General features: G+C 67.2%; 12 protein-coding genes, 1 tRNA gene and 1 pseudogene. 4 read left to right on the top strand and 10 right to left on the bottom strand.

All coding sequences use genetic code 11. The annotated features are described in order from the left end of the window. The first annotated feature begins 97 nt into the window (after window positions 1–97). Window positions 98–703 carry a TetR/AcrR family transcriptional regulator gene (locus ACU5E9_RS05570; RefSeq protein ID WP_456812626.1) on the top strand — a complete coding sequence of 202 codons (606 nt, stop codon included), beginning with the start codon at window positions 98–100 and terminating at the stop codon, window positions 701–703. A gap of 24 nt (window positions 704–727) precedes the next feature. On the opposite strand, the gene ACU5E9_RS05575 is transcribed toward ACU5E9_RS05570, so the two are convergent. From ACU5E9_RS05575 to ACU5E9_RS05605, 7 genes and pseudogenes are all read right to left on the bottom strand, one after another. After that, a complete protein-coding gene (locus ACU5E9_RS05575) occupies window positions 728–1309 on the bottom strand; it encodes a TetR/AcrR family transcriptional regulator (protein ID WP_456812627.1) in 582 nt (193 codons plus the stop codon). 91 nt (window positions 1310–1400) lie between these two features. Beyond that, window positions 1401–1709, bottom strand: a pseudogene (locus ACU5E9_RS05580) (efflux RND transporter permease subunit); the annotation flags it as partial. 142 nt (window positions 1710–1851) lie between these two features. Beyond that, the gene (locus tag ACU5E9_RS05585; protein ID WP_456812628.1) at window positions 1852–2046 is read right to left on the bottom strand and encodes a helix-turn-helix transcriptional regulator; all 195 of its coding nucleotides are present in this window, start codon (window positions 2044–2046) and stop codon (window positions 1852–1854) included. 196 nt (window positions 2047–2242) lie between these two features. Beyond that, window positions 2243–2314: transfer RNA gene (locus ACU5E9_RS05590), tRNA-Gln, on the bottom strand. 35 nt (window positions 2315–2349) lie between these two features. Then, a complete protein-coding gene (locus ACU5E9_RS05595) occupies window positions 2350–3393 on the bottom strand; it encodes an NAD(P)/FAD-dependent oxidoreductase (protein ID WP_456812629.1) in 1044 nt (347 codons plus the stop codon). Then, window positions 3390–4910, bottom strand: a complete 1521-nt coding sequence (gene gltX, locus ACU5E9_RS05600) for a glutamate--tRNA ligase (RefSeq protein ID WP_456812630.1) — start codon at window positions 4908–4910, stop codon at window positions 3390–3392. Before gltX ends, ACU5E9_RS05595 begins: the two co-directional genes overlap by 4 nt. 47 nt (window positions 4911–4957) lie before the next feature. After that, window positions 4958–5923 (bottom strand): LysR family transcriptional regulator, encoded by a 966-nt coding sequence (locus tag ACU5E9_RS05605; protein WP_456812631.1) that lies wholly within the window; start codon window positions 5921–5923, stop codon window positions 4958–4960. Window positions 5924–6004: 81 nt separating this feature from the next. Here ACU5E9_RS05605 and ACU5E9_RS05610 point away from each other — a divergent pair, with 81 nt between their 5' ends. The 3 genes from ACU5E9_RS05610 to ACU5E9_RS05620 all read left to right on the top strand — a co-directional run bounded on the left by ACU5E9_RS05610 (window position 6005) and on the right by ACU5E9_RS05620 (window position 9858). After that, entirely contained in the window at window positions 6005–7135 is a 1131-nt protein-coding gene (locus ACU5E9_RS05610; protein ID WP_456812632.1) for an aminotransferase class V-fold PLP-dependent enzyme, read from the top strand. Window positions 7136–7241: 106 nt separating this feature from the next. After that, window positions 7242–7949, top strand: coding sequence for an alpha/beta hydrolase (locus ACU5E9_RS05615; protein ID WP_456812633.1), 708 nt, complete (start codon window positions 7242–7244; stop codon window positions 7947–7949). A 382-nt stretch (window positions 7950–8331) separates the two neighbouring features. After that, the gene (locus ACU5E9_RS05620) at window positions 8332–9858 is read left to right on the top strand and encodes a hypothetical protein (protein ID WP_456812634.1); all 1527 of its coding nucleotides are present in this window, start codon (window positions 8332–8334) and stop codon (window positions 9856–9858) included. Window positions 9859–9865: 7 nt separating this feature from the next. Here ACU5E9_RS05620 and ACU5E9_RS05625 read toward each other — a convergent pair whose 3' ends face one another. The 3 genes from ACU5E9_RS05625 to ACU5E9_RS05635 all read right to left on the bottom strand — a co-directional run bounded on the left by ACU5E9_RS05625 (window position 9866) and on the right by ACU5E9_RS05635 (window position 13803). Next, complete coding sequence (locus ACU5E9_RS05625) at window positions 9866–11761, bottom strand: amino acid transporter (protein ID WP_456813501.1); 1896 nt, start codon at window positions 11759–11761, stop codon at window positions 9866–9868. Window positions 11762–12009: 248 nt separating this feature from the next. Beyond that, complete coding sequence (locus ACU5E9_RS05630) at window positions 12010–12714, bottom strand: type 1 glutamine amidotransferase domain-containing protein (protein WP_456812635.1); 705 nt, start codon at window positions 12712–12714, stop codon at window positions 12010–12012. A gap of 48 nt (window positions 12715–12762) precedes the next feature. Further along, window positions 12763–13803, bottom strand: coding sequence for an NADP-dependent oxidoreductase (locus ACU5E9_RS05635; protein WP_456812636.1), 1041 nt, complete (start codon window positions 13801–13803; stop codon window positions 12763–12765). Between the last annotated feature and the right edge of the window lie 105 nt (window positions 13804–13908).

Here is a 13908-nt window from a genome sequence, read left to right on the forward strand (position 1 = left end):
TGTACCCTTTCAGTTTTACGACGCGCTGTCGTAAAAGATTACGACACGATGCACAGGAAAAGATGTGAATGAGCTGCACATCGTCGATAATTGTTAGATGCCGAAACTACTGGCCTCGAATCTCGCGAGCCACCGCCACCTCGTTCTCGAGTCGCTTCTCGACGCGCTAGACCACCTGCTCGACGAGCGCGACTACGAGCGCATCACCATGGCCGACATCGCGAACCGTGCCGGCGTCGCCCGAAACACCGTTTACAACTATGCGAACGACAAGGCTGCTCTGCTCCTCGCCGCGGTGCGGCGGTCAACAACAGGCATCGACGAGCAGGTCAACGCGTTAGTGCAAGCTGCCGAAATGAGCGCCTCGGAGCGTCTGAGATCGGTGATCGGCTTCCTTCTCACATCGTTCACTCGCGGCACTCATCGCGTGTTCGTCCTGCAGGCCCAGGTCGGATCGCTCGAGGTGGAGGACCAGGCGATCGCGACCGCCTCGATCGATGCCGTGCAGTCCAGCATCTCGAGAGTTCTCTCGGAGGGCGCACGCGCGGGCGAATTTCGCACGCCCTCCAACACCGAGCTCGACCTCGCATTCATCAGCGGCATCATGGCCGCCGCCGTGCGCCAGATCGCACTCGCAGAAGACGAACACTCCGCGATCGTTGACGAAGCGACTGGCTTCATCCTGCGGGCGGTGCGCGCGTAGCGTCATCCCCGGATCTCGCCCGTCCTACACCGCGGCGTCGCCGAACACGACGCCGACGAGTTCGGCGACGAACTCCGGGGTAATCTCTTGACGCGAGACTACCCGGTAGACGAGTGTCCCCATCAGGATCTCCGCTACTACGACGGCCGGCGTAGCGGCAGACAGCTGCTCGAGTTCGACACCCTTCTCGATCCGTGCGGCAATTGCCGACTCTGCCTTATTGATCACCTCGGAATAGCGGGCGGCAATCTCTTCATCTTCCGCCGCCGCAGCGGTGCCGCCACGGATGAGAGCCGCTCCGAGCGACGACTGACTTCCGTTCGCGAAGTCGTCGACCCACGCAGCAATGTCGCGGCGGGCATCCCCGGTGTCGGCGATTTCGACGTCAGGATTCATGACATAGCCACGCAGCATGCACTCGGCCACCAAGGCGCTCTTCGACGGATACCACCGGTAGACGGTCTGCTTGCCGACGCCCGCGGCCGATGCGATGCGGTCGATGGATAACCTGTCGTACCCCTCCGACGCGAGTTCGTCACGCGTGGCCTCGAGAATGGCCTGCCAGGAGGCGGCGCTTCGGTTGCGCCCGGGACGCCCATTAGCCATGACGCTGGTCCTTCCGAGAAATGGAGGGAAGAACCGCGCGATTCACTCGGCCTTCCCTCCACACGACGTTATCGTGCTCGAACAGCGGGTTCTACCGCGGGCGGCCCTGGGCCCTGACGTTCCCGTGCTGCCCGCGGGGCGTTACGAGATCGACTGCCGGAGCGCTGACCTTGATCGAGTGCTTGTGCGCACGGCGCTCGTGGCGACCCTCGAAGAGCCGGTACAGCACGGGTACCAGGATGAGCGTCAGCGCCGTCGAGCTGGTGAGGCCGCCGATCACGACGATAGCAAGGTCCTGCGAGATGAAACCGCTCGATCCGGGAATCCCCAGGGCCATCGGGACGAGGGCGAAGATCGTAGCGAGCGCGGTCATCAGTATCGGTCGCAGTCGCTGACGCGCCCGTCAATAGCTGCGTCGAGCAACCGCGGAAAGGCGATGCAGGGCACCGCCGTCGTCACGGAGGGATGCTCGGGCTCGATACCGGCCGTTCGGAAGGACACTCACAGCTATGGTGCCCAGCACGCCGGCAGCGATCTGTGGCCTAGCCATGGCGGTGCTCCTGAACCCAGCCGAGTACGTCCTGAAAGTCGTAACGTACGTGCCGGCCGAGCTTGAGGTAGGGCGGACCAGCGTGGGTAAGTCGCCAGTCTTCCAGGGTGCGCTCAGGCAGCCGGAGCAACTCAGCGACCTCACGCTGGGTGAGAAACGTCGTAGTGATCTGTGCCGTCGCGTCCATACTCAGAAGGTGTGCGCGCTGCACCGCGAGCGATCCGACTGAGCCGGGACAGGTCCGTACTCTCCCGGGCAACTTAGTGCGAGAGGGGCCCCGCACGGGGGTTTCTGGTCCATTTCTGGTCACAGTGGCCGATTTGGGCCTGATCGGGAGGAGGGGCGATGGGCTGTTTCGCCGCGGAATCCTGCGTCTGCTACTGCTGGGGTACCTGGACTCGAACCAAGAACAAATGAACCAGAATCATCCGTGTTGCCAATTACACCATACCCCAATGGCGTAGTCCGAGAACCGCGCCGAAAAGTAACTCTAGCCCACTTCGGTACGGGCCGCCAAATTGAGCGGAGGGTGTGTCGCGAGCGGGCCGAGAAGTTCGCGATTGATCGCCACGGCGGCGCGCGCACCCTCGCCCGCGGACACCAGCAGCTGCTCCGGCCCGGGCGGAGTGGTGTCGCCGGCGGCGTAGAGACCGGGCACCGAGGTGCGGCCCTGAGCGTCCACGACCAGCAGACCCACGGCATCCGTCTTCAGGCCCAGGGAACCCGCAAACGTCGCGGCGGCAGCGTAGCGTGGCCGCACGAAACCGCCGTCTCGCGGCACAAAATCACCGTCGGCGACCTGGATTCCGGTCATGGCGCCGCGCTCCCCCACCACATCGGTGAGTGGGCGCCGGTCGACGCGGATGCCCCGCGCGGCCAATGCCGCCTCATCGGCGGCGGAGACCTGCCCGATGCCGTTGGTGAAGACGATGAGGTCGTCGGTCCACTGCGAGATGAGCAGGGCGTGCTCGGCGAGGTCGTCGGTCTCGCCGATCAGGGCGAGGGCCCGGTCGGCCTCTTCGTAGCCGTCGCAGGCGATGCAGCTGTGCAGGTTGGTGCCGTACCAGGCGCGGATGCTCGGCAGCCCCGGCAGCGTCTCGGCCAGGCCCGTGGCGATGAGCACGGTGCGCGCGGTGACGACGCGGTTCTTCTCGCCGCGCATGCCCTTGGTGGAGACGGTGAACCGCACCGAGGCGTCGGCGTCCGCCGAGTACTCCTCCACCGACCGCACGAGCCCCACGTGGAACTCAGCAGCCGGGTAGGCCTCGTACTCCTCGCGGCCGATGCGGCGCAGTTCGAGCGGCGGCACGCCGTCGCGGGTGATGAAGCCGTGTGACCGGAGGGTGGCGGAGTGCCGGGGCCGGTTGCTGTCGATCATCAAGGTGCGGCGGCGGGCGCGCACGAGGCTGAGCCCGGCAGCGAGGCCGGCGGGCCCGGCGCCGATGATCACGACGTCGTACGGCGCTTCAACGCTCACCTCACCGGCAGCAGGCTCGCTGCCGGCACCGGAGTTCAGTGAACCGTCGAGCGTCATGACACCAGGGTTGCCGCGAGCCGATCCAGGCGCGCCAACGAGTCGGCCTGGCCGAGGATCTCCATGGACTCGAACAGCGGCGGGGAGATCTTGCGACCCGACACTGCCACACGTAGCGGGCCGAATGCCACCCGCGGCTTGAGGCCGAGGCCGTCGATGAGGGTCTCTGTGAGCGTGGTGTGCACGAGCTCGTGCTTCCAATCCGCTTCGGGAATGTTGCGGAGGGCAGCAGTCGCGGCCGCGAGGATCTCGGCGGCGTTCTGCGGAAGCGACTTGAGCGCATCCGCCTGGTGCTCGAGCTTGTCCGCGGGCTCGAAGAGGAAGCCGAGCATGTCGGGCGTCTCCCCGAGCAGGGCGATGCGCTCCTGCACGAGCGGGGAAGCGGCCGTGAGGATGGCCTGCTCCGTGTCGCTGAGCGGCTCGGTGAGAATGCCGGCGTTCACGAGGTAGGGCACCACGCGTGCGGCGAAGTCGGCCGGCTCGAGGAGGCGGATGTGGTCGCCGTTGAGCGACTCGGCCTTCTTGAGGTCGAAGCGCGCGGGGTTGGGGTTCACGTCGACGACGTCGAAGGCGGCGATCATCTCCTCGATGGAGAACACGTCGCGGTCGTGGGTGAGCGACCAGCCCAGCAGCGACAGGTAGTTGACCAGGCCCTCGGGGATGAAGCCGCGTTCGCGGTGCAGGAACAGGTTCGACTCGGGGTCGCGCTTGGAGAGCTTCTTGTTCTTGTCGCCCATCACGTAGGGCAGGTGGCCGAAGCGCGGCACGAACGTGGTCAGTCCGATGTCGATCAGCGCGTGGTACAGCGCGATCTGGCGGGGCGTGGAGGAGAGCAGGTCTTCGCCACGCAGCACGTGGGTGACGCCCATGAGCGCGTCGTCGACGGGGTTCACAAACGGGTAGAGCGGATGTCCGTTGGGGCGCACCACGACGAAGTCGCTGAACGAGCCCACCGGGAAGGTGATTTCGCCGCGAACCAGGTCGTCGAAGGAGAGTTCGGTGTCGGGCACCTTGAGGCGGAGCGCCGGCTCGCGCCCCTCGGCGCGGAAGGCGGCCTTCTGCTCCTCGGTGAGGTCACGCTCGTAGTTGTCGTAGCCGAGCTTGGGGTCGCGGCCGAGCTTGATGTTGCGCTCGGCGATCTCCTCACCGGTGGCGAAGCTCTCGTAGATGTGGCCGGACTCGATCAGCTGGGCGATCACGTCCCGGTAGATGTCGTAGCGCTGGGACTGGCGGTACGGCTCGTTGGGTCCGCCGGTCTCCACACCCTCGTCCCAGTCCAGCCGCAGCCAGCGCATCGCCTCGAGCAGCTGGGTGAAGCTTTCCTCGCTGTCGCGGGCGGCGTCGGTGTCCTCCACGCGAAAGATGAACTTGCCACCGTTGTGCCGGGCGTACGCCCAGTTGAACAGTGCCGTGCGGATCAGGCCGACGTGCGGCGTTCCGGTGGGCGAGGGGCAGAACCGCACACGCACATCAGTGCCGGTTGCGGTCGAGAACGGGTGCTCAGTTGTAGTAGACATACGGCTTTCATCCTACCGAGGGTGCGCCATCACCGGGGCGTGCGGGTTCAGTGGTGACCGGCCCCCACCAGGGACCACGGGTCGGCGTCGATCTCTCCGATGGCGCGGATGGTGGCGGCCACCGCGGGCACCGTGTCGGCGCCATCCGTGCCCACGAGGTGGATCGTGCGGAAGTCGCCGCCGGAGGTGGGCCGGGCGACGATGCCGGCCGGCAACGGTGACGCGGCGATGGCGAGGGCGGGAACGAGCGCCACGCCCAGGCCCGCCGCGACCATGCCGAACACAGCCACGACGTTGTCGGTCTCGTAGGAGATGCTCGGGGTGAACCCGCTGCGGGCCGCTAGGTCGAGCAGGTGGGCGCGGCAACGCGGACAGCCGCCGATCCACTGCTCGTCGGCGAGTCGGGCCAGGTCGATGCGGTCCCGCGCGGCCAGAGGGTGCTCCCGGGGCGCGACCACCAGCATCTCGTCGCGCCAGAGCGGAACGACGGTGAGGCCCTGGGCGCTCTGCCGGTGCGGGTCGGCCTGGTCGCCGGTGTAGCTGAAGGTGATCGCGAGGTCGGCGGTTCGGTCGCGCACCGCGCGCACGGCCTCGGGCGGCTCGGCTTCGACGTAGTTCAGCTGCACGCCGGGGTGTCGGATGGAGAGCCCGCGCAGCAGGGTGGGGATCACCGTGGCAGAGGCGGAGGGGAAGGCGGCGAGCGTGACCCGGCCGCTGCGGAGGCCGGCCAGGTCACTGAGCTCCCCCGCCGCGGCATCCAGTGCCTGGGTCACGGTGGCGGCGTGCCGGGCCAGGATGCGGCCGGCCTCGGTGAGTCGAACGCCACGGCCAGACTTGGCCACGAGCGGCAGTCCCAGCCGGGCCTCGAGCCGCTTGAGGTGCTGGCTCACCGCGGGCTGGCTGTAACCGAGGGAGCGGGCCGCCGCGGTGATCGAGCCCAACTCGTTGATGCGGTGCACAATGCGGAGCGCGTGGGAATCTACGTCGAGTGCACGGTTGATATTCTCGGCCATGCACGAAGCATAACGTGCGGTTATGCAACTGATCGAGCACTGGGCATTGCCGAATGGATCGAGCGGCGGGACGCTGGAAGCATGCAATTCAGCGTCCCGCGCCCTGCCCCGAGCCAGCGAGCCGCACAGCCCCGCCCGCTGGCCAGCCAGTCGACACCCGCTTCACTGACGATTGCGGAGGCGCGGGCCGCATACTCCCCCACCACTACGCGTTACCTTGCGGCGTGCACCTCCGGCCTCCCCACCATGGAGACGGCGCGGGCGCTGCGTGCTGACGCCGAAATCTGGGGCCGGGGCGAAGCCTCCCCTGCGCACTATCAAGGTGACATCGACCGGGCCAGGGAGCTCTACGCCGGGCTCGTCGGCGTCGCTGCCGACCGGGTGGCAATCGGATCGCAGGCGTCGGTGATGGCGGCCGTGTTGGCGGCATCCGTGCCCGCCGGCCGGGAGGTCGTGTGCGTGGACGGCGACTTCACGTCGATGGTCTTCCCGTTCCTGCAGCAGGAGCACCGAGGGGTGACCGTGCGGCACGTGCCGGTCTCCCAGCTCGCCGGCTCACTCACCGAGCGCACCTGGCTGGTGGCCTTCTCGCTCGTGCAGTCCGCCACCGGTGAGATAGCGGATGCGCGCGCCATCAGCGCGGCCGCCGCCGCGGTGGGTGCGTTCACGCTCTGCGACACGACGCAGGCCACCGGCTGGCTCCCCGTCAACGCCGGCGACTTCGACGCCACCATCTGCCACTCCTACAAGTGGCTGGGCGCGCCGCGGGGTGCCGCGTTCCTCACGGTGCTGCCCGGGTTGGCGGAGGTGCTGCGGCCCGTGCAGGCCGGCTGGTTCGCGGGCGACGACCCGTGGGCATCCTGCTACGGCCCGATCATGCACTTGGCGAACGACGCCCGCCGGTTCGATGTGTCGCCGGCCTGGCCGGCCTGGGTGGGCGCCCGGGTCGCTCTCGATTTCTTTACCCGGCTCGATCCGGCCGCCGTGTATGCGCACAACGTCGGCCTCGGCAACGCTCTCTCCGAGGCACTCGGCCTGCCCGTGAGGGATCAGGCGATCGTCACCTGGTCGGACGCCGACGGCACGGACTTGGCCCGCCTCAGCGCCGACGGCATCACAGCCTCCGGCCGCGCCGGTCGGGCCCGCGTGGGCTTCCACATCTGGAACACCGCCTCCGACGTCGACGCGGTCCTGGCCGCACTTCGAGCCTGAACACATTCAGAGACCGGCAGGATCGCAATATATTGCGCACTGCCGGAAATTTCCGGCGACGACGCATGCACCCAAAACTGGGTGTTGAGACGAATCGGAAGGCATCATGAGCACAGATCAATCAATCAAGAATGTCGTACTCGTCCACGGCGCTTTTGCCGATGGCTCGGGGTGGCGCGGTGTGTACAACAACCTGACGGGTCGCGGATACCGCGTGACAGTTGTGCAGAACCCCCTCACCTCGCTGGAGGCCGACGTCGCGGCCACGACGAGGGTTCTTAACATGCAGGATGGTCCCACGATCCTTGTCGGCCACTCGTGGGGAGGCACGGTAATCACCGAGGCGGGATCCCACGAGAACGTGGCCGGGCTGGTCTACGTGTCGGCACTCGCACCCGACTCTGGCGAGACCACCTCCCAGCAATACGAAGGATTCGCGCCGACACCGGACTTCGTCATCGACGTCGCCGACGACGGGTACGGGTTCCTCAATCACGACAAGTTCAAGGTCGGCTTCGCGGCGGATGCGTCCGATGCCGACGCGGCCTTCCTTCGCGACGCCCAGGTGCCCATCAATATGTCTGCGTTCGGCACGGCGATAACGACCGCGGCTTGGCGTGTGAAGCCCAGCTGGGCAGTCATCGGGACGGACGACAAAGCATTCGACCAGGCGATGCTGCAACACATGGCACAGCGCATGGGAGCGAAAATCACCAACGTCGCGGCAAGCCACGCCGGGTACGTGACCCAGGCCGGAGTCGTCTCCGACACGATCGCCGAAGCGGCGGAGAACGCTCTCGTCAGTGCGCGCTGAGCACAATAGCCGCTCCGCACAGCTGAGCCGGCTCGCACGCGTCCCGTGAGCCGGCCCAGCCCCTCCCGCGAGCCATGAGCTAAACCCCAGATTTTCGCCTTTTGTGGGGTTCTTCTCACGGGACGCGGATGGGGTCGGTCGGGCGGGCAGGAATGTCAGTGGTAGGTGAGACGATCTCACTATGAGTAGCCCCGATCAGGCACCACCGCCCGCTCCGGATGATGACGACCACTCTCCGGAACGCGATCCACAAGATCCACAATCGCCCATAGTCACACCCGAACCCAACCCAGGCCCAGACATCCCACCCGCACCCACGTCGGTGCCCGCGCCAACCGCACCGCCCGAGTCGTACCAACCGGATCCCACCATGGATCAGCGGGTGCGCGATGAACTGGCCGAGCAGACCGAGCGGATTGCGGCGGAAGACCGCGTCATCGCGCAGGCGCAGGCTCGTCGGATCGAGCTTCTGCTGGAACTGCAGGACTGGAGCGAAGACCCCCGGGTCTCGTCCCGGCTGCATGGTGACCGGGAGTCCATCGCGACGGCGGACCGGAACGCGGCCACCATGACCGACGACCAGGCCCGCGCCGCCGCGTACGCGAGGTGGGACGAGCATAAGATCGCCCGCCGCACCATCGTGACCGAGACCGCGTGTCTGACTCGCACCGCCGAACGCACCATCGAGCATCAACTCGACGAGGCCCGGTTCCTCTACAGTTACGCACCGCTCACTTTCGATGCCCTGTCGAAAGGGGAGATCAGTTACCGGCACGCGACCGCCCTGCTCGATCAGATCCGCGCCATCCCCGATGCGGAGCAGGCCGCGTTCGAGGAGGCCGTGCTGCCGGTGGCGAAGTCGCAGCCGGTGGGCCGATTCAAGGATAGGGCCCGCCGGCTTCGGGAAAGACGGCATCCGGAGTCGATCGTGACCCGCAGTAAGGACGCGTTGACGGAGCGGCGCACGTTTTGGGAGCCCGCGCACGACGGGATGGGCTGGTTGCACTGGTACGGCACCGCCGAACAAACCAAGGCCGCCTGGGACCGGATCACCAGCACGGCCACGGGCTTGAAGAAGCTCGGCGACCCGGCACCAGCCAGCGACAGTGTCGATAGCGGCACGAGAACCGCCACTCCATCCGGAGCGAGCACCGGGGACGGAGCCGAAAGGACCGGGGCGTCGTTCGGAATCGAGCAAGCGGTCACCGACGAAGCGCCCGCCCGCACTCTCGACCAGCTCCGCGCCGACGTCACCGCCGCGCTCCTGTTGGACGGCATCACGCCGAGCGGGATGGGCGCCGGCATCCGCGGCACCGTGATGATCACCGTGCCGGTGATGACCCTGCTGGGGTTGGATGAGGAACCCGCCACCCTCGAGGGATACGGGCCGATTTCGCCTGAGGCGGCCCGGCGGATCACGGCGAACGCGCCGAGTTTCACCCGCGTGCTCACCCACCCCGAATCCGGGGTGATCCTCTCCATCGACAAGAAGCAGCAGAAGATCACCAAAGGCATGCGGAAGGTATTACGGATGCGGGACGAGACCTGCCGGTTCCCCGGCTGCTCCCGCCCCGCGGTGAAAAGCGACATCGACCACACCCAGGACCGGCAATACGACGGCGGTACCGACCTGGACAACCTCGCCCACCTCTGCGAAGGCCACCACAGGCTCAAACACCTCTCGCAATGGTCGGTCATCCAGGAACCCGGCGGGGTCCTGGTCTGGACCTCGCCCGGGAACCGGACCTACCGCACCGACCCGGCCAACCCGATCGCACCACCACGGCCGAAGCTGCCGACGGTGGGACCGAAAAATCGGAAGCGACCCGCGGACGACATGTATCTGATGCCCCGGCACCAGCCCAAGCGCCACCCGTCGGCACCGGTACCCGAAAACCCGCCGTTCTGAGCGCTAGTCATCCTCCGCCCACGTGGATACCCGGGCGGCGGGCGGGCTCGGGTTCGGTCTCGCGCAGGATCTCGCGCACCACCGGCGCGGTGTCCCCCTGGCCCAACAACAGGTAGCGCAACAGATGACCGACCGGGCTACCCTCCGACCATTCGAAGTACGCCTGCGGGCGAACCCCGGTGGCGTCACGAAGGGCGAGCAGCACTGCAGCGATCGCATTCGGTGCCGCGGGGCTCTGCGCACGCAGCACCCGGTAGGTGCCGACCTCCACACCTTGCACGTGCAGGGTGTCGCTGAATCCCGAGGGGTCGACGACCTCGATCTCGAGGAAGAGCACGTCGGCGTAACCCGGCACCGGGTTCATGCCGCGCTGCTCCTGCTCCTTCTCGGCGTACTCGAGCTCGCTGCCGTTCTTCCGCTTGTTCGCCACCACATTCAGCGCGCCATCGAAGGCGAGCGAATCGGCGATGAACTGCCGCGCCTGCGCGTCGAACTCAACGCTTTCCACCCGCAGCTCGGTGGTGCGCGACACCCTGGACACCAGCGACACCAGGATGATGCCGGCGATGAAGAGCGCCGAGATCATGATGCCGTCCGGCTTCTCCACGATGTTTGCGCCGAGGGCATACAGCAGCACGACACTGAGCACGCCGAAGCCTGCGACCGAGAGGCGGGCCCGGCGGCGGACCGCCGAGATCGTGACCGCGATCGCGCCCGACGCCATCATCACCAGGATGCCCGTCGCGTAGGCACCGGCCTGAGCGTCCACGCTCGCCCGAAAGCCGATGGTGATCAGGATGCTCACCCCCGTGTAGACGAGGACAACGGGGCGCACCGCGCGACTCCACTCCGGCGCCATGCCGTATCCGGGCAGATAGCGCGGCACGATGTTGATCAGGCCGGCCATCGCGGAGGCGCCGGCAAACCACAGGATGAAGATGCTGCTGATGTCGTAGAGATTGCCGAAGCCGTTGCCCAGGTACTCGTGGGCGAGATAAGACAGGGCGCGCCCGTTCGCCGGACCACCCTCGTCGAAGGCCTCCTCGGGGATGAGAATCGTCGTCACGACGCTGCTGCTGATCAGATAGACGCTCATGATGGAGGCGGCGAGGGTGAGGAGCTTGCGGGTGTTGTGCACCCGCGATGCCAGCCGGTCGGCTGCCGTGCGCCCGGTGGAGGCCACGAGGGGCATCATGCTCACCCCGGTCTCGAAGCCGGACAGCCCCAGGACGAGCAACGGAAAGGCCAGCAGCACGGGCAGCACGATGTCGCCCGGACTGCCGCCGAATGAGGCGACGGCGGCCAGCCACGATGTCAGGGCATCCGGCCGAGTGAAGACCTCCGCCAGCCCGACGGCGATGACGGCGGCGTTGAGCAGCAGGAACAGGCCGACGAGCGGAATTGCGACGGTGACGGCTTCCCGGAACCCGAGCAGGAACACTCCGCCGAGGATGAGCAGCAAAGCGACTGTCACGGCCACGGCATGCCCACTGAGGGCCTCGGGAGCAAACGGGTTCTGCAGCAGGTGCACCGTGGCATCCGCGGAGGACAGCGTGATGGTGATGATCCAGGAGGTCGCCACAAACCCGAGGAGCACGAGCACAAAGACCTTGCCGCGCCAGAACGGCAATAGTCGTTCGAGCATCGCCACCGAGCCCTGACCGTTCGGGCTCTCCACCGCCACCCGCCGGTACATCGGGAGCATCCCGAGCAGCGTCAGGATCACGATCAGAACGGTTGCCAGCGGCGACAGCACCCCGGCGGCGACGATGGCGATACTCGGCAAGTAGGACAGGGTGGAGAAATAGTCGACGCCGGTGAGGCACATCACCTGCCACCATGAGTGGGTCGAGCCGCCGTGCTCCGCGGCCTCGGGGCCGACCGGCTGCACCCGATCGCGCATCAGCCAGCCGGCGAGGCGACCGGGCGGAGCCGCCACGGCGAGCGGGCGGGGAACCCGCGCCGGAATTCCGGATGGGTCCGCTCGTTCCACCGTGGCTCCCTTCCGCCTCACCCCCGCCGAGACGCGCCCGGGAAGGATTGAGTCCCACGTCCCGGTCTATCCCTCAGACGCGTCTGGGGCTAGGTGTCCGGTCGTGGCGTCCCGCGCGCGATCCGGGCGGGCGGGTCCGTCTCCGCGGTCGGCAGCGGTTATTTCCGGGCGGCCACCGCGTCAATGATGGCGGTGGCAAGTGCCACCGAGGATGCGGGGTTCTGGCCCGTGTAGAGGTTGCGGTCGATCTCGATGTGCTCCCCGAACGACGGCCCTTCCACGAAGGCTGCACCCAGTTCGGTCAGGCGTGCCTGCACGAGCCACTTCGCCTTCGGGGCCAAGCCGCCGAGAGCTTCTTCGGCGTCGGTGAAGCCGGTCATCCGGTAGGCCAGGAACGGCCAGGTGCCGTCGGCGGCCTCGGCAGCGAGCAGGGCGGCCGGGGCGTGGCAGAGCACGCCGAGGATGCGACCGGACGTGATCGTGTCCGTGATGATCTTGCCGCTGGTGGTGTCGACGGCGAGGTCCTCCATCGGACCGTGCCCGCCCGGGTAGAAGACGACGTCGTAGTCGGCCGCGGTGATGTCATCGAGCGAGGACGGGCTCTTCAGCGCGGGGATCGAGTCAAGGTAGCTGCGGAGTTCCGTCGAGCGGTCCTCTCCGCCGGTGGCGCCGGCTGCCAGGCTGCCCTCGTCAACCGTGGGCGCGACGCCCTGCGGGGTGGCGATGGTGATCGCCCAGCCGGCCTCGGTGAAGAGGCGGTGTGGTTCGGCGAGCTCCTCGGCCCAGTACCCGGTGGGGTGCAGGCTGCCGTCGTTGAGGGTCCAGTGGTCAGCAGCGCTGACGACGAAAAGTACGGAAGTCATAGGTTCTCCAGTGTCTGGTTCAGTAAATGTACGGGGTGACTGCGACGTCTAGTTGGCGGCAGTGGTCGACTCGACGGCAGAGGTCTTGACGACCATCTTGCCGGTGTTCTCTCCACGGAGCATCCCGAGGAACGCCTCGACGGAGTTCTCGAGGCCGTCGACGACGGTCTCGTCGAAGACGATGTCCCCATTGGCGAACCAGGCGCCCATCTGCTCGGTGAACGCCGGGAAGTGCTGCAGGTGGTTGCCGATGGTGAAGCCGGTGAGCGTGAGGCCGCGGGTGACAATGTTGACCATGTTCTGCACGCCGGTGGGGCCATCCGTGCGGTTCATCTGGGAGATCGCGCCGCAGAGCGCTGCCCGGCCGCCGTCGTTGAACGCGCCGAGCGCTGCGCTGAGGTGGTCGCCACCGACGTTGTCGAAGTACACGTCGATGCCGTCCGGTGCAGCCTCGGCGAGCTGGGCGTCGATGTCGCCGGTCTTGTAGTTGAACGCGGCGTCGAAGCCGTACTTCTCGGTGAGCAGGGCCACCTTCTCATCGGTTCCGGCGGACCCGATGACGCGGGCGGCCCCCTTGAGCCGGGCGATCTGGCCGACCATGCTGCCGACGGCACCAGCGGCGCCGGAAACGAACACGGTGTCGCCGGCCTTGAACTTGGCGACCTCGAGCAGGCCGATGTAGGCGGTGAGCGCGGTCATCCCGAGCACGCCGAGGTAGGCGGATGGCGCAACGTTCGGGATCTCGGGAACCACACGGAATCCCGCGGCGTCTTCCTGCACCACGTCGCGCCAGCCGTGCTGGTGCACGACCAGGCTGCCAACGGGCACCGACTCGACGGTGGACTCGACGACGTGGCCGACGGCCCCGCCGCTCATGGTCTCACCGAGCACGAACGGCGGGATGTAGGACTTGACGTCGTTCATCCGGCCGCGCATGTAGGGGTCGACGGAGATGTAGTCGTTGACGACGCGCACCTGGCCGGCGGTCAGCTCGGGGAGGTCGATCACGGCGGTGTTGAAGTCGGCGGCGGTGGGCCAACCGGTGGGCCGGGCCGCGAGCTGGATCTGGGTACTGGTGGCAGTCGTCATGAAGAGTTCCTAACTGGTCGAGGTGGGTGCCCTGCAGCGTTTGTGACGCCGCTCGCTTTCTGCACCGATCGTTTTACTATAGCCGGGCTATCGGTTATAGTGAAA

The organism is Cryobacterium sp. AP23, from assembly GCF_054075385.1.

What these genes read in the sequence shown, in the direction of transcription:
- ACU5E9_RS05615 (WP_456812633.1), top strand. Translation starts at nt 7,242, where the DNA reads ATGAGCACAGATCAATCAATCAAGAATGTCGTACTCGTCCACGGCGCT.
- ACU5E9_RS05605 (WP_456812631.1), bottom strand. Translation starts at nt 5,923, where the DNA reads ATGGCCGAGAATATCAACCGTGCACTCGACGTAGATTCCCACGCGCTC.
- ACU5E9_RS05625 (WP_456813501.1), bottom strand. Translation starts at nt 11,761, where the DNA reads ATGCGCGATCGGGTGCAGCCGGTCGGCCCCGAGGCCGCGGAGCACGGC.
- ACU5E9_RS05610 (WP_456812632.1), top strand. Translation starts at nt 6,005, where the DNA reads ATGCAATTCAGCGTCCCGCGCCCTGCCCCGAGCCAGCGAGCCGCACAG.
- ACU5E9_RS05585 (WP_456812628.1), bottom strand. Translation starts at nt 2,046, where the DNA reads ATGGACGCGACGGCACAGATCACTACGACGTTTCTCACCCAGCGTGAG.
- ACU5E9_RS05575 (WP_456812627.1), bottom strand. Translation starts at nt 1,309, where the DNA reads ATGGCTAATGGGCGTCCCGGGCGCAACCGAAGCGCCGCCTCCTGGCAG.
- gltX (WP_456812630.1), bottom strand. Translation starts at nt 4,910, where the DNA reads ATGTCTACTACAACTGAGCACCCGTTCTCGACCGCAACCGGCACTGAT.
- ACU5E9_RS05595 (WP_456812629.1), bottom strand. Translation starts at nt 3,393, where the DNA reads ATGACGCTCGACGGTTCACTGAACTCCGGTGCCGGCAGCGAGCCTGCT.
- ACU5E9_RS05630 (WP_456812635.1), bottom strand. Translation starts at nt 12,714, where the DNA reads ATGACTTCCGTACTTTTCGTCGTCAGCGCTGCTGACCACTGGACCCTC.
- ACU5E9_RS05635 (WP_456812636.1), bottom strand. Translation starts at nt 13,803, where the DNA reads ATGACGACTGCCACCAGTACCCAGATCCAGCTCGCGGCCCGGCCCACC.
- ACU5E9_RS05570 (WP_456812626.1), top strand. Translation starts at nt 98, where the DNA reads ATGCCGAAACTACTGGCCTCGAATCTCGCGAGCCACCGCCACCTCGTT.